Genomic DNA, 19,409 nt, shown 5'->3' on the forward strand with positions numbered 1-19,409 from the left:
ATGGCCGATTGTGTCTATTGGCGTGGAATATAGATATGGTAGTTCACTGCCTTCTCACCCGGGTCAACTAAATCCAGTGTCAGGTGCACGGGCTGTTTCTGCGGCATATAGCTGCTGCCAGCGGCTTCTCCACCTAGATATTCCTTGGGGGGAAAGCGGCGAGAAGCGACTTCATTGTCGTCGATATCTGTAAATACCAGCACCAGATCAGGGTAGGGTTGATCAAAGGGTGCGTTGTTCATAATCATTACATCAACAGCTAGCGCACTTTGGGTTTCCGGGTGCTCGCGCACTACCAGATTAAATGCGCTGATCTGGCGGGTGTCTACCAATGGCGGAACCTGACACTTGAAGTAGGGGCACAGGAATGTATAGGCAGTTCTATAGGGTTCCACGCGGCTGAAATATTCAAACTTGAACCAGCCAAGTTGTACGATCAAGCCAATCAGTGCCAAGAGGCTCAAGGTGGGCCAGAGCTTACGCTGGTACCAACGGCGCATGCGTTTAGCGGTAAACTCAATGGGTGCAGGCATGATGTTCATTAACAACGCAGTGCGTGAGCCATCATAAGCGCGAATTTTGGGTTGTGTTTTGACTTGGCGTTTGCCGGAATCGTCACTTGCAGTATTGTCCGGTGTTTCAAAGATACTGGGGTCAAGTGGGGTTTCGGTTGCTGTCACTAATGGTTGCTTGAAGCCTGAGTTGTTGGGGATATTGGCCAGCTCATCGCTGAGGATAAACTCATCTTCTTCCTGCTTGTGGCCTGCGGGCGCAGCGGAATGGCTCGACTCGGGGTCAATTGCCTGGGGCGAGGTATCGGTGTCGGCAATCAGACTAAACACCAGGCCGGGTGGGTTGGTGGATTTAGCTGGCTGCTCCACGTGGGTTGAGGGCGCTTCCGGGTTTCGCTCGGACGCATACGGGTCGTATGGGTCTTCCTCTGGCTGAATCGCAGAGTTGCGTTGGGTTGCGAATTTGGGGGTGTCCTCGTCTTCGTCTTCAATTAGCATTTCTGCCCAGGATTCGTCAGTACCCTGCTGTGTTTCCCCGATGTTATGTGAATCGCGTATCTTGCGTTCGAACAATGAAACTTCGGTCTTGGGGGTCGCGTCTATCTCCATAAAGCCATCAAATTCGTAGCTCTTGGTTTCAGACTTTGACTCTTCCATATCATCGCTGATGAGTATGTCATCCCCCTGCGTCAGTGAGGATTTATCCAGAACGCGCACCACGGGTTTTTGTGGCTCAGGCTTCGTGCTTGTTTTTGGCGACGCAATGTTGGGTGCCGGTGGGGTAATTGGCAATGGCTTGATACTGCTCAAAATAGCGAGTTGCTCGGGTTTGTTGGTGGGTGTGGTTGCTGCTGGTGCTGGTTTGGGTGATGCTGGTGGCGTAACAGGCTTGGAGGCGGTTGCCTGAGGGGGGTTGTTGGTCGCATCGCTTTTGGGTTTGGTGGCCTGATGTTCAGGCGTTACCGGACTCTTTGCCGGTTGTACAGCTTGCGGTTTTGATTGTTGGGTGTCTGGTTGAGTTGGCGTTGATGAGGTGGCAACCGGAGCAACCAGATAATCCATTGCTTTAAAAACATTCAAACAAGAGCCGCACCGCACCGCGCCCTTCGCGGACTGGAGTTGAGTCTGCGTAATGCGAAAAGCCGTTCCACACTTTGGGCAACGGGTGATCTGTTGGTTGCTGGCAGAGGTCATACATCAAGGCCCTTAAAAAACCACGTCAACTTATTATTGATACTTGCCAGTGTAACCAGCGTGAGACGTGCGGTAAATTCCGGCGACAGTTGGTCGGGCGTGTCTCCGTCAGCAATGCCAACTGTCTCACTGTTATCTGGCGCTTTAGGCGCGAGTTTTGGTGGCGGTCAGGCGCACCCATTCTTCCTGTTCTGCGATTGGGTCAAATTCAAACCAGGGTTCGTAGGCGGCCATAACTGTTTTTGCCTGAATGGCGAGAATCCCTGACAGACACAATTTACCACCAACTTTGGTCATTGCATTTAGTGTAGGCGCCAATTCAGCCAGCGGACCGGCGAGAATGTTGGCGAGCATTACATCAACTGGCTCAGCGGGGCAATCCGGAGGTAAATAAACCGGCATTACATCAGCAGGTAAATTGTTGCGTTTAGCGTTTTCAGTGGTTGCGAGCAGCGCCTGAGGGTCTATATCTACCCCAATAACTTTCTTGGCGCCGAGTAGCAATGTGGCTATACCTAGAATGCCTGAACCGCACCCGTAATCGACCACCTCAAGCCCACTGAAGTCCTGTTGGTCAATCCACTGCATGCACAAGAATGTGGTGGGGTGGGTGCCGGTGCCGAATGCCAACCCCGGGTCAAGCATCAGGTTTACCTTATCGGGTTCCGGCGGCTGCTGCCAACTGGGGCAAATCCACAGGCGCTCGCCGCAACGAATCGCATGGTAGTTTGCCATCCACTCCCGCTCCCAATCCTTGTCTTCCAATTGCTCCCAATAATGTTCGGGTAGTGGATTGCCGAAACGACGCTCTGCAAGTTTAATGGTTTTCGCGGTGTCGATTTCGGCATCAAACAGGCCGGTTATTTTCACGCTATCCCAGAGCGGGGTTTCGCCCAGTCCGGGCTCGAGAATAGGTTGGTCGGCGTTATCTTGCAGGGTAACCGATGCGGCACCACAAGCCAGCAATGAGTCTTCCAGTGACTCAACGTAACGGCGCGGAGTGATAATTTTCAGTTGCAGCCAAGGCATAAAATGTATTTCTTGATAATGATTTGGTTGTAGGGGTGCAATTTATTGCACCCCAAAAATCTTGCGCCCATCATAAAGATTCTGCGCAAATTTGTATTTCACCATTTACTAGTGCCCTGAAATGTAAAAGGGCGCGATAAATCGCGCCCCTACAGATCGGAAATCACCAATCTTATTCGGCGAGTTTCTTTTCCAGGTAATGGATGTTCACACCACCTTTACGGAAGGCTTCATCGCGCACCAGCATTTGTTGCAGTGGAATGTTGGTACGAATGCCGTCCACGATAGTTTCGTCCAGCGCATTACGCATACGGTTCAGGGCGATTTCACGTGTATCACCGTAGGTGATAATTTTGGCAATCATTGAATCGTAATTCGGCGGAACTGTATAACCGTTGTAGAGATGTGAGTCAACGCGAACACCTAAGCCGCCGGGTGCATGGAAACCTTTTACCAAGCCAGGGCAAGGCATAAAGGTTTTTGGATCTTCAGCGTTGATACGGCACTCAAAAGAGTGGCCTTTAATTACTATGTCAGACTGCTTGATTGACAATGGCAAGCCTGAGCAAACGCGAATTTGCTCTTTGATCAAATCGATGCCGGTGACCATTTCTGATACCGGATGTTCCACCTGAATGCGGGTGTTCATCTCGATAAAGTAGAAGCGGCCATCTTCGTACAAAAACTCAAACGTACCAGCGCCCTTGTACTTGATGTCGATACAGGCTTTTACACAGGCAGCGTAAGTAGCTTCGCGCACTTCTTGCGGAATTCCCGGTGCAGGTGCCTCCTCCAATACTTTTTGATGGCGGCGTTGCAGTGAACAGTCACGGTCACCCAAATGGATGGCGCTGCCCTGGCCGTCAGACAGGATCTGTACTTCCACGTGACGCGGGTTCTGCAGGAATTTTTCCATGTACACAGTGCCATCGCCAAATGCTGCTTTAGCTTCACCCTGGGTAACGTGGATGGAGTTAATCAGTGCGGCTTCGGTGTGTACTACGCGCATGCCGCGCCCGCCACCACCGGCAGCCGCTTTGATGATGATCGGGTAGCCGATGCGTTTGGCGATCTTCATGCACTCTTCGGCATCATCCGGTAGTGGACCGTCTGAGCCTGGGACTGTGGGCACGCCCGCTTTTTTCATCGCTTTAATGGCTTCTACTTTGTCGCCCATCATACGGATTACATCTGGGTCCGGGCCGATAAAGGTGAAGCCACTTTTCTGCACTCGCTCGGCGAAATCAGCATTTTCTGCAAGGAAACCGTAGCCGGGGTGAACTGCCTGGGCGTCGGTAATTTCCATCGCAGCAATAATTGCCGGCACATTCAAATAACTTTTGGGTGACGGGTTGGGGCCGATGCATACCGACTCATCCGCCAGGCGTACGTGTTTTAAATCGCGGTCGATTTGCGAGTGGACAGCAACAGTTTTAATGCCCATCTCCTTGCAGGCTCGCAAGACTCGCAGTGCGATTTCGCCGCGGTTGGCGATCAGAATTTTTTCAAACATGGACCGAATCCTCTGTTGGGTAGCGGTTAAACAATCGTTACCAGAGGTTGGTCGAATTCAACGGGGTTGCCTTCTTCTACCAGGATAGCCTCAATCACGCCGGATTTATCAGCTTCGATTTGGTTCATCATCTTCATGGCTTCAATGATGCAAATAACATCGCCCACTTTTACTGACTTGCCAACTTCGACAAATGCCGGTGAGCCTGGGCTTGGTGAGCGATAGAAGGTGCCTACCATCGGCGATCGAACTACGTGTCCTGAACTGGCAGTGGCAGCTGCTGGTGCGGCGGCCGGTGCAGCAGCGGCTGCGACAGGTGCAGCTGCCATGGGGGCAGCAGCTGGTGCAGCAAAAGCAGGCGCGGGTGCGCTGAAATATTGAGTGGTGCCGCTATTGCGGGCGATACGTACAGATTCTTCGCCTTCTTTGATTTCTAACTCACCGATGTTGGATTCCTCCAGTAGCTCGATCAGTTTTTTAATTTTGCGAATATCCATGGTGTCCTCTCTGGCAACAGGTTGTTGTAGTTGGTTTGGTCAGACCAAAAGGTTAAAGAAAAACTATTTCACAAGTTTGAGTGCGGCTTGCAGCGCCAGTTCATAACTGGTGGCGCCAAAGCCGCAGATGACGCCTTGGGCGACATCAGAAAAATACGAATGCTGACGAAACGCTTCGCGCTTGTGCACGTTGGATAAGTGCACTTCAATAAACGGAATATCTACACCCAGCAAGGCATCACGCAGGGCGACACTGGTGTGGGTGAAAGCAGCGGGATTGATAATGATGAAATCCACGCCCTCTTTACGGGCATCGTGAATGCGGTCAATTAGCTCGTATTCGGCATTGCTTTGCAGGGTTTGCAAATGGTGGCCAGCGTTTTGAGCAATCTGCGTCAGGTGGCGATTGATATCGTCAAGAGTGGTCGCACCATAGATTCCTGGTTCGCGCAGCCCTAACAGGTTCAGGTTGGGGCCGTGTAATACCAAAATGGTTGCCATTGGCAATGTTCCTAGGGTGATTTTCTGCTTTATGCGGCGATTTTGGTCAATTGGCAGCGAATTGTTGCAATTTGATTAAATCGCCCATCCGGAAATTCAAAGTGAGGGGGAGTTTGCCGCAAAAAAAAGGATATGTCCACGATGACAGCGAAATTTTATTCAGATGGACGAAAATCGCTGCAAGATTGCAGAAGTTAGTCTCGGGCGCGGTAAAAATTTGGCTTCAAATAGCTGTTTTAGCAGATTATCCCTGCATCTTGCCGCCCCGTTAGCGGCAAGATTAGGGAAGTTGTTATAAAAAGTTGCTATCTGTATTTATTTTCGCTAATCATCGGCGAAATGTCAGTTTTTTTGCCCTTTTAATTGGCGAGTGATTAGGTCTGGCGTTAAAAGTTGCGGTAATACATCGGCCTTTCCTGCCCGATCCGCCGGGAACCAGAGGTATAAAGGCACGCCACTGCGGCCATATTCCTGTAAAAGTACGGTAATTTTCGGGTCGGTATTGGTCCAGTCGCCTTTTAATGTTGCCACATTCAATTCATCAAATACCTTCTCTACCGATTCGGTATGCAGTGCTACGCGTTCGTTAGCAAGACAAGTCAGGCACCAGTCGGCGGTTAAGTTGATAAATACCGGGCGTCCTTGGGCGCGCAATTCGCCTAATAACTCGGGGCTGTAGGGCTGCCAACGGCCGGCAGTTTGTTGGGTTTTCTCTGTTGTGACGGATGTTTGCCACAAGAAGCTGAGCGCAATTAACCAGCTGGCTGTCATTAACAGGCGGCGAATAATCTGCCAGAGCCCGGTAGTTTGTTTGCCCCAGAGCCAGCAGCCAAAGGCAATAAGTACAGCGCCAGTGGTCAGCGTCGCCATTCCGGTAACGCTGGTTTGACGACCATAGACCCACAAAAGCCAGATGGCACTAAGGTAAAGCGGGAAGGCCAGTAGTTGTTTGATATTGTCCATCCATGCGCCGGGCTTCGGCAGTCGGTTGGCGAGTGCTGGTAGATAGCAGAGCAGTAACAGTGGTAGAGCCATCCCAAAGCCCAGTGCGGCAAAGATGGTGATGCAAACATACGCGGGTTGGGTCAAAGCGAAACCCAATGCCGCCCCCATAAAGGGGGCGGTGCAGGGGCTGGCGACAACCGCCGCCAGCACGCCGGTAAAGAAAGAGCCGCTCAACCCGGATTTTTGCGTCAAATTTTGCCCGATACCCATCAGTCCGCCGCCGAAATGAATCACTCCAGACATGCTTAGTCCCATCACGAAAAACAGATAGGTCAGCGCAGCTATCAAGCCGGGCGATTGCAGCTGGAAGCCCCAGCCAATTGCTTCGCCGCCTTTGCGTGCCAGTAATAGCGCTATCGCGAATCCGACAAAGCAAGCCACTATCCCCAAGGTGTACACCCAGCCGTGCATGGCCAGGCGCGACCGATCAGCGGCTGCCAGGCTCATTACCTTGATAGAGAGCACCGGGAAAACGCAGGGCATCAGGTTCAGGATGACGCCGCCCAGCAAAGCAAAAATCACTGCTTGTAACAGCCAGATAGATTCTGTGGGGGAGTTAGTTGCGGACGGGGGTGGTGGTGTTGCTAAATCACTTGCCGCGGCAGCATTGGTGGCTTCACTGGAGATTGGCATGGCTGCCGCAGTAGATTGCTCAACCACCAAGGCATTGGCGGGGTCAATAGCCAGGGTTTTCTTTTGTGGTGGGTAGCAAAGCCCCGCATCGGCGCAGCCTTGATATTCTAGCTTGAGTACAAATGGTTTAGCGATTCCGTTAAGGTCAAAGCTGGCGCTCACCTCATGGTAGTGCACCATGGTCTCGCGCTCGAACAACTCGTCGTACTTCATTTTACCCGCTGTATAAACGGGGTTGAGGCTAATGCCTTCGTCGGCTTTGAATTTGAATCGCTCTTCATAGAGGTAATAGCGATCGGCGATCTTCCAATGTAGCAATAGCTTTCCCTGCTCTATGGAAAAGGTGGGAACAAATGCCTGAGCTACGGGCAGAAACTCATCTTGCGCGGCGATTTTATTGTCCAGCGAGACCGGGGATTGGTTAAAGCTCTGGCTTTTGGGTGCGAAAGGGTCATCAGCGGCATTGGCGCAAAGGCATGTAACCAGCAGCCAGGATTGCAGTGAGAGGGAAATCAGGCGTGAAAGCATAGTCAGTTTCTTTAGAGTAATGATGGTTTCCGGGTGTCTGCGAGGCAGAGTTACAGTAACATACGCGACCCTATGGACACTGGGCAATGGCTATCATTCCCTGGATGTCGCGATTTCGTGAAAATTTTATTTGCCTGTTCTGTGCTGCTGTAAAGTCATCAACAATTGCCGGTGTTGCTACAGCAAGTGTTGTTTATCAGCAAGTCGGTATTTTTTGGACAGGTTTCCCAAGAGATGTTTTCCTATGTCGAGCATTGTTTTTCGTTGCGCGTTGTTAATTGTTGTTGGATTGGGGTTGGAGGGTTGCCAAACACCTTTCTGGATGAATAAGAAAAAAACTCCGCCCCCCCCACCGCCTGCACCCGTCGTGCAAGCGCCAGCGCCGCTCACCAAAGAGCAGCAGGTGGTTAAAATGCTGATTCTTAATGGCGAATACACATTGTCACAAAACATGTTGCTGACGCCGAAAAACGACAATGCATACGATTATTTTCGCGCGGCACTCAAGTTGGACCCGAATAACCAGCGTGCAAAAGGTGGCTTGCAGGGGATTGTAATGCGCTATGTAGATCTTGCTCGGCAGGCGGCGGCGCGCGGTAATTATTCGCAGGCGACCACCATGCTGAATAATGCACGTAGTGTTGATCCAACCAATTTGCTCATTAAAGAAGTGTCAGATGGGCTCAGCGAACAAATTAAATCAGCGCCTCCGGTAGAACCTTATCGCGGCGGTGCTCATGAATTTCTACTGGATGCGAGTCTGGTAGGGAAAGATGATCCCAAAATTCTTGCGCGAATTGCCGAAGTGACTAACAAAGTGAAAGAGACAAATAGTCTGGCGATGATCATTGCGCGCACCGATGTTGAGGGCCGTTGGATCTACCAGAAAATGCGCGAAGCGGCACCCGGTTATCGTGTGCGTGGTGACATAAAACTCGGTAGCCCTGTGCGCATTATTCTGGAGCCAGTTGCGCAATAATTTTTTTAGCATTAGATTTTCGAAAGCAATTCAATCCATATTGCCGCCAAAAAATATAAGCCAACACTAAAGACGAGTGACCGCACCAATACCTGGTTGATAGTTAAATGCACGAGTGTGTGAATGTATCTGGAAATAACAAAGCCCCAGACATTAAACACGAGCGCGTCACTCGTATAACCTAAGCTAAAAGCAAGGACCCAGGCCGCAATAAAAATAGGTGGGAGCTGGAATAAATTGTTCAGGTTATTCGTTGTTTTGGTAACGTACGCTGGCTCTTTACTGATGTGAAACGTTTCATAATGAGACAGCTTTACCTCACCACATTTAACCGCCCACATGCGACATGCAAACGCCACAACGAACATTGATGTCATTAAAATAAGTAGTAATGCTAGTGGTTCCTTCATTCTTATTGCTCTCTTGCTTTTTTAAACTGAGGCTGCGCACTATAAATCTATAGCTGCCTGCTTGCCATATGATCCCATGACTTGAAATTAGTGTAGGTCTAGGTTTGCGGGGTTATTGGTACCTGAATCCCCCAGCTTTTTTTGTTATCCTTTGCGCCTGTTTTTGGGGTTGGCCAGCTTATGCGTATTCTCTATTCCTGTGTTTTCTATTTGTTGTTGCCGTTTATTTTATTGCGCCTTGTTTGGCGCTCTTTTGCGGCACCCGCTTATGCGCGCCGTTGGGCTGAGCGGTTTGGCTTTTTTCCGCATCTGCGCACAACTAAAAAGGTGATTTGGTTGCATACGGTGTCGGTCGGTGAGTTTTTAGCGGCACTGCCGATGATTCGCCGGTTGCTGGCTGATGAGTCCCTGCAGTTGGTAATTACCACTACCACCCCCACAGGCTCCGAACGGGTGAGGGCGACTTTGGGAGATGCAGTCTTTCATGTATATGCGCCTTATGATGTGCCCGATGTACTGGCCCGGTTTTTTGCCCGTATCAACCCTGCCATTTATCTGGTGATGGAAACCGAGTTGTGGCCGAATACCCTGGCTACTTGCGCGCGCCGAAAAATTCCCGCGCTATTAATTAACGGACGTTTGTCTGAGCGATCAGCCCGCGGTTATGCGCGTTTTTCTGCGCTGACTGCGCCGATGTTAAATAATTTGACGTTAGCCTTGATCCAGAATACGACTGACGCGGCAAGGTTTACCCAGCTCGGCTTGCCTGAGGCCAAACTGCGTGTGACGGGGAATATCAAATTTGATTTAACACTTACCGATGAGCTGCGTGCGCGCGCCGCTGATTTGAAAGCAAAATTCAATGTAGCAAGTGAACGACTCGTATGGATTGCTGCCAGCACTCATCAGGGTGAAGATGAAATTATCCTCGATGCTTTTTCTGCAGTGCGCAATAAATTGGGTGATAACGCGCATTCGTTATTATTGATTTTGGTTCCGCGTCACCCGGAGCGATTTGAACGAGTAGGGCAGTTGTGCGAATCGCGCGGTTTTAGCACCATGCGTCGCAGTCGCGCTGAGATTTCGGCGGATATGGATATTCTGCTGGGTGATACAATGGGTGAGTTAATGCTGCTGTTTGGTGCCAGTGATATTGCGTTCGTGGGCGGTAGCCTGGTGCCCAATGGTGGGCATAATTTTATTGAGCCAGCGGCTTGGGGGTTACCTTTATTAAGTGGCGAGCATCTGTTTAATTTTGCGGAGGTATCAGCGCTCTTACATGCAGCTGATGGGTTGGCGATTGTTCATAGTAGCGATGAGCTGGCGGCCAGTGTGTACGAGTTGGTCGTTGATGCTAAATTGCGTAAGTGCAAAGGCGAAAATGCGTTGCGGGTTGCGGTGGAGAATCGCGGTGCATTGGATAAAACCTTCGCACACATCAATACGGTATTGAAGTAACCTGGCGCGGCCAAAAGGAAAAATAAAAAACGCCGGGGGCCTGAATTTCCCCGGCGTTTTTATTGCTACTTTTAATTAATCTGCGCAGAAACTACAAATTAATAAAAATTTCCGATTTTAAAAATCTACTCATTAATAATTCGTAATTCCCGAACTAGTGCAGCTAGCCCACTTGCCTATGCAAATAGAACCGGCGTTGCGCAAACGGCTATTGGTAATTTTTGCGGTGCTGGTGGAGCTATCGGTACGGAAAATACCTTCGCCCATGTTGGAGATTTGGCAGCGGTCTACACTGACGGCAATTTTGAAGGTGGTGCCACCGTTTTGCCGAAGGAATTTACCCATACTGTCTACCACGCAATTGGAAACATTCAGCGTAGATGCCGCATTCACCTGGATAAATTTATCTGAACCCGCGTATCCAGATATATTTTTCACATTTACAGTGCCTGAGGATTTAATGGTCATTGCATCCTCTCCCACATTGGTCCAGCGAATATTATCGATGGTGCCGCCATTGTAAAAATGAATGCCGTCGGCTGCGTTATTGCCAAGCACTACATTTTTGAGCGTTGCGCCGTTCTCGACACGAAATACCGGCTTTTGACTTTCGCTTTGGCTGCCGTCACCCAATGCACTGGTTGCGTTAAATACTTTGCAACCGCCATCGTACGTGCCGCTTGAAACAACTATCGTTGCGCTTACATTAACGGTACTGCCACCTGAGCCGCAGGTTGCGCCGGTAATGCTGCCAGTCGAGCCACCGCTACTACTGTTACTTCCGGAAGATGATGGTGTAGAAGATGTAGTGCCGCCGGAACCCGATGTCGGAATAGAGCATTCTTTTACCGATTTGGACGGGTTTGGGTCAGAACCAAAAGTGGCAACGCTACAACTAAAACTGCCGCTTAAAATTTTATAAACAAATTTGTCGGCAGCGCCAAAGGCAACATTGGTTGCGCTGCTCACGGAGCAGGTTTCGCCAATTTTGCAAATGGTAACGTAGCCCTCTGGGCGATTGGATGCAGAAAATGCGCTGGCAGCGCAGCCGAGCAATGCGGTGGTGATAAATAAATTTTTTAGCATGATTACAATCTCGTCAAGTTATAGGAAAGATAAAAAGACGGATTGACCGAAACAAAGTAAGTCTGAATCTTCAGGGGAATTACCGCTTTCCAGAAATACAGGTACAGACTTTTTTATAGTTATTAGTGCTCTTGGTACGGCGAAAAGCAAAATCACTATACGTATTTTTTACTGGAATGGAATTTCTTTACCAGACAGATATCGTTTTTGTGAACGAGTGTACGCTACTGCAATGATTTGAGTGTCACTACAGTAGATTGGCATTTTCAATTTTTTTAGTTTAAAAATTGTTTCCAATTAATACGTGATTGTGTGATAACCGCAGAATTTTTTAGAAGTAATTGTGCATTTTTATTGTGAATCAGTGACTGGTATTCCTGAGTACCGTCGCCGTTATCCCAGCTTGACCAACTCATCCAATAAGCCATGGCAGGGTATTTTTGTTGTAGTTGCTGGCCGTAACGCTGAGTGTCCAGCTCCCCTCTACGGCTGAGGGGGCCGCCGGCGACGGGGCCAAATTCCGCTATAGCGATAGGTTTATTAAATTGCTGATAGGCTTGGTAATCGCGGATGGTTAAGTCATCGTTATAGGCTGTGCCGGCAACAATGTCCACATAGTTTTCACCGGGATAACGCCAATCAATTGGCTTGATAAAAAGCCGCTCCATCAACGTTGGGCCTTGATTGGGTGAATAGACCCACAATAAATTATTTAATTTTTTTTCTACGGTGAGGTAGTGATACATGTCGATCCATAAATCAATATAGGGTTGCGGATCTTTCGGTGCACTGCTTATTCCCCACCAAAACCAGTCGCCATTCATTTCTTGTAGTGGTCGCCACAACACCACCACACCGGCTTGTTGCAATTCATTTAATGCAGTGGCAATACGGTCCAGTTTGCGGTGCCAGACATCATGCAGGGCGGAATTTGGATTAGTAAGCTGCGTTAACTCTACCTTGCTCATATCGCCACCTTTGGTGCGCGTGTCGCTCCAGATTCCGGCGTTATGTGCGATGTCTGTTTCGTCGTTCCACCAGGGATTGTGTGGCGCCCAGTTAATGCTGACTAATCCGCCAGCGTTCCAGTAGTTGATTAAAATTTTATTCACCGCCGATAATTGTGCGGGCGTGGCGATTTTATCGTGCTCGTAATCCACTCCAATCATGCCCGGTGCTTCGCCCGTTGCTTTTTGCAGATCAAGAATGAGCGGGGCATACCCTGTTAATCCTTCCGTGCTGAGTAAATCGCTGCTATGACCCGCGTTTTGCCCGGCAATTACGCCGGGAATCGAATTGTTACTGAGTGCAGCCAGATAGGCTTGCACCGCGCGTGTCGATTGGTTGGCGCTAGCGTTGCTGGCTTTGTCAGTGGCACGCGCATGCGCCGAACAATTTAAAAAAACGGCCGCGAGTGTTAATACGAATTGCCACAATAACTGCTTATACATGGGTAACTCCATTCAGCTAAATTTATTATTAGTGCGCGAACGGGTAAAACTGTTGAGTTAAATTACAGCAATTGATACCAATAAAAATGCCGGGAACTAGCCCGGCATTTTTATTGGTAAATCGATAATGGTTCGGAGAATAATTGCTCGGTTAGTTTTCGTATTTGCTACGGCTTACGAGCGAATCATCCAACAACCATTTATCAATTTCCTGCACATCGGCCGGTGTTAGCATACCTGCCACTTCGCGCAGTTTGATAGTGTCGATCACGTAGTCATACAATGCATTGGAGTAATCACGACGCGCTTGATACAGGTTGCGTTGTGCAAGCAGTACTTCTACCAAATTGCGGGTGCCCACTTCATAGCCTGATTGGGTGGCTTCCAATGCTGATTGGTTAGACACAATTGCTTGTTTGCGTGCTTGAACGGCGGCAACGTCAGTCTCTACCGATAAGTGTAGTGCCCGTGTGTTTTGAATTACGTTGCGTTGGGTGCTGTTAAACAACTCTTGTGCCTGGGTGTATTGCGCATAAGCCTGACGGCTGCGACCTGAAGTTGCGCCACCGCTATAAATAGGTACTTCGAGTGCAATATTTACCGAGCTACCATCTTTGGAGACATCCATTGGGTTGCCGTCAGAGGTGCCGTCAGTATCGTTGTCAGAATATCCGAGACTCGCTCCAACCTTGGGCAAGTGACCCGCTTTGTAGGCTTTGGCGTTTTGTAACGAGGCATCAGCCTGCAGTCTGGACGCTTTCAGGTTGTAGTTGTTTTTCAAGGAGAACTCCACCCAATCAGCACGTGAAGCCGGGGTTGGATTTACCACCGGGAATTTCGCTGACAGCGGTGCTACCTTGTCTTCCGGTTTGCCGGTCAGTACTTCCAGTGCTTCATAGCTTATGCCCAGGTTGCCGCGCGCTTCAAGAGTAGAGGCGCGAGCACTATCGAACGCTGCTTGTGCTTCGTGTACTTCAGTAATCGCCGTCAAGCCCACTTCAAAACGCTGTTTTGTCTGCTCCAGCTGTTTAGCCAGTGCTTTTTCCTCAGCGATGGTTGCTTCGAGAGTTTCAATTGAGCGCAATACGTTGAAGTAGGCTTCAGCAACGCGAACGATCAGGCTTTGTTGGTCTGCACCAAATACGGCTTCAGCTTGCTCGCTCAACTTGGCGCCCTGTTTGTAGTTGTACCAGAGAGCCATATTGAACAAAGGTTGAGTGAGGGAAATGTCCCAGCCTTTGCTATCAAGATCAGTCTTGGTGGTGCTATTGCTCAGGTTGTTGGTGGATTCGGTATCAGTGTTGCCAATGGTGTAGCCTGCGTTAATCTGCGGCAGGAGGCCGGCGCGAGCGATAGTTTTGTTTTGTAATCCGGCTTCGTATTTGGCTTTATCAGCTTTTAATTGGGCATCGTTTTGTAACGCCAGGTCATAGACATCAAACAGACTGTTGGCGCTCACGGTAAAAGGGGTCAGGGAGAAGAGGCTGACGAGCAGGTAAAGCTTGGTCTTTTTCATAAGAGGGTTCCAAAGTCCAGAGTTTAAGAATTCCAGTTCGGCACCAGGGTACTGCCTGGCTAATTGTTAATCGCGTTTTCGATTAACTGTTAAAAATACTATTAAGGAACAGGTTATCCGGTTGCGTGGAGTGTAGCCGCTTGCCAGTGTCGGGTCGAGCGGTGAACGTAAGTTCAGTGGTAGCAAGAGTAAAGTCCTAATGCCTCAGGGTGAAGTTACAAATGTAAGTCTCAACCTTACTTTACCTTTCTATACCGATTGCCTACGCACGTGCAATGCTTGCCACACAGGGTTAGATGTAACTGCACAGCATATAGATTCACCCGCCCAAAAAATGTCAGGGGTTGTAACAACTGAACAGGGTCATCCTTACCTTTAGCTACCTCTAAGGAATTCTTTGGTTCGATTTTCGGTAGAAAAAGTTCGAGTTATTGCCAAATTGCGAATTTTTCGCATTGGTCTATAAATGTTTGATTGCGTCACACCGGTGGCAGCTCTTATCATGCGCGCCCATTTTGTGCATTTAATTTGACGATTTCGTCTGCCCAGCACTATTGCCGTATTTTCCGAGCGAAGTATTGACTGATAACCCATTCCGCTCCCGGCAAGATATGTCCCTTTTCGTTTTGCTCATTTTTTACTTTTAACCTTTATAACGGAGTTGCCATGTCTTCACTGGATATCGCCAAGCTCGACTTGATGTATGTCGGGATAATTATTTTTACGGGGTTGCTAGGTGGTGTGATCGCCAAAAAAATCAAAGTGCCCGATATCGTCTTGTTTCTTCTTATAGGGATCGGTTTGGGGCCGACCATCGGGGGGGTGCTTCACGTGCCGGCAGACTCCACGATGAACCAGTTGATCCTGACCATTGGTGCTTGTTATTTGCTGTTTGAAGGCGGAGCGACCTTGCGCTTCGCCGTATTAAAGGAAATCTGGATCACCTTGTTGGTTATTGCCACTGCAGGGGTGTTAATTACCGGCGCCATTATGACGGTGGCCAGCGTGTGGATGGGGATTCCGATTGCCATCGCACTGGTACTCGCCGCACTTACGGCATCTACCGACCCGGCGACCCTGGTACCCATCTTTAAACAAGTACCGATTAAAGATCGCGTATCGCAAACGGTAATGAGCGAGTCTGCGTTGAATGACGCTATGGGTGCGATTGCTACCTTCGCGGTGGTAGCCTATGTGATGGGCGGCGGCGAAAGCTTTAGCCTTACGCATTCTCTGGGTGAGTTGGCTTATGAAGCAGGTATGGGCTTGGTGCTGGGGGCGATAGTGGGGTACACCGCGGCATTCCTGATGGCTCATAACTCTTTGGGTATTTTCCGTGAGGTAACGCCGTTTGTGATCATTTTGGCGGTAATCACAGTGTATTTGCTGGCTGACAAAATTGGTGCGTCCGGGTTTATGGCGGTATTTACTTGCGGTGTGATGATTGGCAACAAAGAGTCATTCAGCTTACCCATGGACCATCATGAGCACGAGTACCTGGAAGACTATGTGGGCAACACAGCGCTGCTGATGCGGATGTTCATCTTTATCCTGTTGGGTTCGCAAGTTGATTTCCATTTGTTGAAAGAGTACTTGGGCGTTGGTATTGCGCTGCTGTTTATCTTTATTTTCATCGCGCGCCCGGTCACGGTATTCCTCTGCGCTGGACCTGATCGTCGCGCCAAGTGGACCTGGAAAGAGCTGGTATTTATGAGCTGGACACGCGAAACCGGGGTAATTCCCGCAGCGCTGGTAGGTATTTTGGCTGGTATGAAAGTGCCTGGTATTGACGTGGTGGGTGCGATTACCTTTATCTTCATCCTGGGTACCATTCTGATTCAGGCTCCAACTACCGCGTTGTTGGCGGGTAAGCTAGGCTTGTTAAAAACTCAGGAAAAATAACCCTCGATTATTGCCCCCCCCTTCCTTATCAAAGGGGGGCAGTGCCGAAAGCTCTTTTTTCCCGGGATTTGAACCCCTCTTCCTTTAATAGGCGAGAGGGGTTCTTGCTTTACTCTACCTACCAACTCCAATAGACTGCCCACTTTCTTGTCGGGGTGCTAATGGTCACGCTATTAGCTGAGATATACCCGCCGACCTGATCCGGTTAGTACCGGCGTAGGGAACGAGAGCCTCCAAGCAAAGCATCTGGCCTGTCTGGCGTTTTTCTCTGTTTCCGCGCCCACTTTTTGTTGCGGAAATCAATGACCAAAGAATTCACTCCCATTGCCTTAACCATAGCCGGTAGCGATAGCGGCGGCGGTGCGGGTATTCAAGCCGATCTCAAAGCCTTTTCTGCTTTGGGGGTGTTTGGCTGCAGCGTTATTTCATCGCTCACCGCGCAAAATACCTTCGGAGTTCAAGGGGTGTTGCCCATTCCGCCGGCATTTGTGCAACAGCAAATCCAGTCGGTGTTGAGCGATATTCACGTAGGAGCGATCAAAACCGGCATGTTGGCGACCGCTGAAATCATTGCGGCAGTGGCAGAATCCTTGCGACCTCATGCACAGATCCCGTTTGTACTTGATCCGGTTATGGTGGCGACCAGTGGCGACCGATTGCTGGCGGAAGATGCGATCGATACCTTGATCAAACAATTAATTCCGCTTGCCTCTTTAATCACCCCCAACCTGCACGAAGCTGCGGCGTTATTGAATGAAACTGTCGCGACTGATTTATCAGGAATGCAAAAACAGGGGGAAAAATTATTGGCACTGGGTGCAAAAGCAGTGTTGATGAAAGGTGGTCATACGGACGGCGCCAAGGCGAGTGATGTGTTGGTGACCACATCCGGGGTTGAGATTTTTTCTGCGCCGCGCCTGCAAACCAAAAACACCCACGGCACAGGCTGTACGTTGGCATCGGCCATTGCCGCCGGCCTGGCTAAACACTTGTCGCTGCAGGATGCGGTTAAACAAGCCAAAGATTATTTGCACAATGCCTTGCTGCACTCAGAAAAATTACACATAGGGCAGGGCTCTGGCCCAGTTCACCACTTTTATAAATTTCATCCGTAGGGGCGCAATTTATTGCTCCCTGATCTTGCTCCATGAATTGGGTTTGATAAATCAAACCAACATATTGATATTAATTAAATCAGCGAATTAACAAAAAAGCCGAGGACACTATGAATACCAGCGTCGATAAAATCCTGAGCCAAACCGCCGAGGTGGATCAAGCCTCTATTCAACCTTTTACCGGTTCACAAAAAATCTATGTGCAAGGCTCACGCGAAGATATTCAAGTGCCCATGCGTGAAATTACGCTGGACGATACCCCGACCGCGTTTGGTGGCGAGAAAAACGCACCTGTCCGTGTATACGATACCTCCGGCCCATACACTGACCCAACAGTAAAAATTGATTTGCGCACCGGCTTGCCAGAAGTGCGCACGCGCTGGATCGAAGAGCGCAATGACACTGAAGTGTTGCAAGATAGTCACTCTGAATTCACCAAGCAGCGCTTGAGTGACGACACGCTCGATCATCTGCGGTTTAACCTGACTCGCCAGCCGCGTCGCGCCAAAGCCGGTATGAACGTGTCGCAAATGCACTATGCTAAAAAAGGCATCATCACTCCGGAAATGGAATACATCGCCATTCGTGAAAATATGGCGCTGGCGCAAGCACGTGAACTGGGTGTGCTCAAGCAACAGCACGCCGGCATGAGTTTCGGTGCAAGTATTCCGGATGAAATTACCCCGGAATTTGTGCGCAGCGAAGTGGCGCGTGGTCGTGCAATTATTCCTGCTAACATCAATCACCCGGAAGTTGAACCGATGATTATCGGGCGCAATTTTTTGGTGAAAATTAATGGCAATATCGGTAATTCGGCATTGGGTTCTTCCATTGAAGAAGAAGTGGAAAAGCTCACCTGGGGTGCACGCTGGGGTGCAGACACGGTAATGGATTTGTCCACCGGCAAAAATATCCATGAAACGCGTGAATGGATTATTCGCAATTCCCACGTGCCTATCGGTACTGTGCCAATCTATCAGGCGCTGGAAAAAGTAAATGGTGTTGCAGAAGATCTGACCTGGGAAATTTTCCGTGATACTTTAATTGAACAAGCAGAGCAGGGCGTGGATTATTTTACTATTCACGCGGGCGTATTGTTGCGTTATGTTCCCCTCACCGCCAAGCGTGTGACAGGTATTGTGTCGCGCGGTGGTTCCATTATGGCGAAGTGGTGTCTCGCACATCACAAAGAAAATTTCCTTTACACCCACTTTGAAGAAATTTGCGAAATCATGAAAGCTTACGATGTAAGTTTTTCGTTGGGTGATGGCTTGCGTCCCGGTTCGATTGCGGACGCGAACGATGAAGCGCAATTTGGCGAATTGGAAACCCTGGGTGAGTTGACGAAAATTGCCTGGAAGCACGATGTGCAAACGATGATTGAAGGTCCTGGTCATGTGCCTATGCATATGATTAAGGAAAACATGGAAAAGCAATTGGAAGTGTGCGATGAAGCACCTTTCTATACGCTTGGCCCATTAACCACTGATATTGCCCCGGGTTACGATCACATTACTTCTGGAATAGGTGCCGCCATGATCGGCTGGTACGGCTGCGCCATGCTTTGCTACGTAACACCAAAAGAGCATTTGGGTTTGCCTAATAAAGATGATGTGAAAGAAGGTATCATCACGTACAAAATTGCTGCACATGCTGCCGATTTGGCGAAAGGCCATCCGGGTGCACAATTGCGCGATAACGCGTTATCCAAAGCGCGGTTTGAATTCCGTTGGGAGGATCAATTTAATTTAGGTCTGGACCCGGACACTGCGCGCTCCTACCACGACGAAACCTTGCCGAAAGAGTCTGCCAAAGTTGCACACTTCTGCTCTATGTGCGGCCCTAAATTTTGTTCCATGAAAATTACTCAGGAAGTGCGTGATTACGCCGCTCAACAGGGTGTAAATGTGGAGGGCATTAATGAGGATCAATTGGTGCGTATGATTGATGTGGAAGCTGAGATGCAGCAAAAATCCAAAGAGTTTATGGCGCAGGGGGCGGAGCTGTACCACAAGGTTTAATTCCAGATGGCAGTGTCTTTCCAATAGCTTTCGTTTTCTTACTCCCCCGTTTTCCACAA

At 49.4% G+C, this 19,409-nt stretch carries 15 protein-coding genes, 1 pseudogene and 1 riboswitch; of the genes and pseudogenes, 5 read left to right on the forward strand and 11 right to left on the reverse strand.

Annotation, left to right across the window (positions count from 1 at the left end):
• Window positions 1-14: 14 nt before the first annotated feature.
• The 7 genes and pseudogenes from D0C16_RS22405 to D0C16_RS22430 form a co-directional block, all read right to left on the reverse strand.
• Window positions 15-1,592: a DUF3426 domain-containing protein gene (locus D0C16_RS22405; protein WP_255481955.1), complete on the reverse strand. Its 1,578-nt coding sequence runs from the start codon at window positions 1,590-1,592 to the stop codon at window positions 15-17.
• Window positions 1,593-1,625: 33 nt separating this feature from the next.
• Window positions 1,626-1,706, reverse strand: a pseudogene (locus D0C16_RS24810) (MJ0042-type zinc finger domain-containing protein); the annotation flags it as partial.
• A 144-nt stretch (window positions 1,707-1,850) separates the two neighbouring features.
• Window positions 1,851-2,735, reverse strand: coding sequence for a 50S ribosomal protein L11 methyltransferase (gene prmA, locus D0C16_RS22410; RefSeq protein ID WP_151034395.1), 885 nt, complete (start codon window positions 2,733-2,735; stop codon window positions 1,851-1,853).
• A 172-nt stretch (window positions 2,736-2,907) separates the two neighbouring features.
• Window positions 2,908-4,248: an acetyl-CoA carboxylase biotin carboxylase subunit gene (accC, locus tag D0C16_RS22415; protein ID WP_151034396.1), complete on the reverse strand. Its 1,341-nt coding sequence runs from the start codon at window positions 4,246-4,248 to the stop codon at window positions 2,908-2,910.
• 26 nt (window positions 4,249-4,274) lie between these two features.
• On the reverse strand, window positions 4,275-4,745 hold the full coding sequence (accB, locus tag D0C16_RS22420; protein WP_151034397.1) for an acetyl-CoA carboxylase biotin carboxyl carrier protein: 471 nt from the start codon (window positions 4,743-4,745) through the stop codon (window positions 4,275-4,277).
• Between the two features lie 63 nt (window positions 4,746-4,808).
• The gene (gene aroQ, locus D0C16_RS22425; protein ID WP_151034398.1) at window positions 4,809-5,246 is read right to left on the reverse strand and encodes a type II 3-dehydroquinate dehydratase; all 438 of its coding nucleotides are present in this window, start codon (window positions 5,244-5,246) and stop codon (window positions 4,809-4,811) included.
• A 342-nt stretch (window positions 5,247-5,588) separates the two neighbouring features.
• Entirely contained in the window at window positions 5,589-7,412 is a 1,824-nt protein-coding gene (locus D0C16_RS22430; protein ID WP_151034399.1) for a protein-disulfide reductase DsbD, read from the reverse strand.
• A 244-nt stretch (window positions 7,413-7,656) separates the two neighbouring features.
• On the opposite strand from D0C16_RS22430, the gene D0C16_RS22435 reads away from it, so the two are divergent.
• A complete protein-coding gene (locus tag D0C16_RS22435; protein WP_151034400.1) occupies window positions 7,657-8,391 on the forward strand; it encodes a lipopolysaccharide assembly protein LapB in 735 nt (244 codons plus the stop codon).
• Window positions 8,392-8,402: 11 nt separating this feature from the next.
• Here the strand turns inward: D0C16_RS22435 and D0C16_RS24815 are convergent, their stop codons facing one another.
• Window positions 8,403-8,801 carry an MAPEG family protein gene (locus tag D0C16_RS24815; protein ID WP_151034401.1) on the reverse strand — a complete coding sequence of 133 codons (399 nt, stop codon included), beginning with the start codon at window positions 8,799-8,801 and terminating at the stop codon, window positions 8,403-8,405.
• Window positions 8,802-8,981: 180 nt separating this feature from the next.
• Here D0C16_RS24815 and waaA point away from each other — a divergent pair, with 180 nt between their 5' ends.
• Window positions 8,982-10,259, forward strand: coding sequence for a lipid IV(A) 3-deoxy-D-manno-octulosonic acid transferase (gene waaA / locus D0C16_RS22445; RefSeq protein ID WP_151034402.1), 1,278 nt, complete (start codon window positions 8,982-8,984; stop codon window positions 10,257-10,259).
• Window positions 10,260-10,391: 132 nt separating this feature from the next.
• On the opposite strand, the gene D0C16_RS22450 is transcribed toward waaA, so the two are convergent.
• The 3 genes from D0C16_RS22450 to D0C16_RS22460 form a co-directional block, all read right to left on the reverse strand.
• Window positions 10,392-11,345 carry a pectate lyase gene (locus D0C16_RS22450; RefSeq protein WP_151034403.1) on the reverse strand — a complete coding sequence of 318 codons (954 nt, stop codon included), beginning with the start codon at window positions 11,343-11,345 and terminating at the stop codon, window positions 10,392-10,394.
• A 275-nt stretch (window positions 11,346-11,620) separates the two neighbouring features.
• Window positions 11,621-12,796, reverse strand: coding sequence for a glycoside hydrolase family 26 protein (locus D0C16_RS22455; RefSeq protein ID WP_191968596.1), 1,176 nt, complete (start codon window positions 12,794-12,796; stop codon window positions 11,621-11,623).
• 151 nt (window positions 12,797-12,947) lie between these two features.
• Window positions 12,948-14,312 carry a TolC family outer membrane protein gene (locus D0C16_RS22460; RefSeq protein ID WP_151034405.1) on the reverse strand — a complete coding sequence of 455 codons (1,365 nt, stop codon included), beginning with the start codon at window positions 14,310-14,312 and terminating at the stop codon, window positions 12,948-12,950.
• Between the two features lie 666 nt (window positions 14,313-14,978).
• Between D0C16_RS22460 and D0C16_RS22465 the strand changes: the two genes are divergently transcribed.
• The 3 genes from D0C16_RS22465 (at window position 14,979) to thiC (ending at window position 19,350) form a co-directional block, all read left to right on the forward strand.
• Window positions 14,979-16,214: a sodium:proton antiporter gene (locus tag D0C16_RS22465; protein ID WP_151034406.1), complete on the forward strand. Its 1,236-nt coding sequence runs from the start codon at window positions 14,979-14,981 to the stop codon at window positions 16,212-16,214.
• A gap of 141 nt (window positions 16,215-16,355) precedes the next feature.
• Window positions 16,356-16,454: riboswitch (TPP riboswitch) on the forward strand.
• Window positions 16,455-16,516: 62 nt separating this feature from the next.
• Window positions 16,517-17,329: a bifunctional hydroxymethylpyrimidine kinase/phosphomethylpyrimidine kinase gene (thiD, locus tag D0C16_RS22470; RefSeq protein ID WP_151034407.1), complete on the forward strand. Its 813-nt coding sequence runs from the start codon at window positions 16,517-16,519 to the stop codon at window positions 17,327-17,329.
• Window positions 17,330-17,439: 110 nt separating this feature from the next.
• A complete protein-coding gene (gene thiC, locus D0C16_RS22475) occupies window positions 17,440-19,350 on the forward strand; it encodes a phosphomethylpyrimidine synthase ThiC (RefSeq protein ID WP_151034408.1) in 1,911 nt (636 codons plus the stop codon).
• Window positions 19,351-19,409 lie beyond the last annotated feature (59 nt).

This window comes from Cellvibrio sp. KY-GH-1 (genome assembly GCF_008806975.1).
Lineage (GTDB): Bacteria > Pseudomonadota > Gammaproteobacteria > Pseudomonadales > Cellvibrionaceae > Cellvibrio.

Bases quoted from the DNA above. Each gene is read 5' to 3' on its own strand.
- prmA (WP_151034395.1), bottom strand. From the start codon at position 2,735: ATGCCTTGGCTGCAACTGAAAATTATCACTCCGCGCCGTTACGTTGAG.
- accC (WP_151034396.1), bottom strand. From the start codon at position 4,248: ATGTTTGAAAAAATTCTGATCGCCAACCGCGGCGAAATCGCACTGCGA.
- accB (WP_151034397.1), bottom strand. From the start codon at position 4,745: ATGGATATTCGCAAAATTAAAAAACTGATCGAGCTACTGGAGGAATCC.
- aroQ (WP_151034398.1), bottom strand. From the start codon at position 5,246: ATGGCAACCATTTTGGTATTACACGGCCCCAACCTGAACCTGTTAGGG.
- D0C16_RS22430 (WP_151034399.1), bottom strand. From the start codon at position 7,412: ATGCTTTCACGCCTGATTTCCCTCTCACTGCAATCCTGGCTGCTGGTT.
- D0C16_RS22435 (WP_151034400.1), top strand. From the start codon at position 7,657: ATGTCGAGCATTGTTTTTCGTTGCGCGTTGTTAATTGTTGTTGGATTG.
- D0C16_RS24815 (WP_151034401.1), bottom strand. From the start codon at position 8,801: ATGAAGGAACCACTAGCATTACTACTTATTTTAATGACATCAATGTTC.
- waaA (WP_151034402.1), top strand. From the start codon at position 8,982: ATGCGTATTCTCTATTCCTGTGTTTTCTATTTGTTGTTGCCGTTTATT.
- D0C16_RS22450 (WP_151034403.1), bottom strand. From the start codon at position 11,345: ATGCTAAAAAATTTATTTATCACCACCGCATTGCTCGGCTGCGCTGCC.
- D0C16_RS22455 (WP_191968596.1), bottom strand. From the start codon at position 12,796: ATGTATAAGCAGTTATTGTGGCAATTCGTATTAACACTCGCGGCCGTT.
- D0C16_RS22460 (WP_151034405.1), bottom strand. From the start codon at position 14,312: ATGAAAAAGACCAAGCTTTACCTGCTCGTCAGCCTCTTCTCCCTGACC.
- D0C16_RS22465 (WP_151034406.1), top strand. From the start codon at position 14,979: ATGTCTTCACTGGATATCGCCAAGCTCGACTTGATGTATGTCGGGATA.
- thiD (WP_151034407.1), top strand. From the start codon at position 16,517: ATGACCAAAGAATTCACTCCCATTGCCTTAACCATAGCCGGTAGCGAT.
- thiC (WP_151034408.1), top strand. From the start codon at position 17,440: ATGAATACCAGCGTCGATAAAATCCTGAGCCAAACCGCCGAGGTGGAT.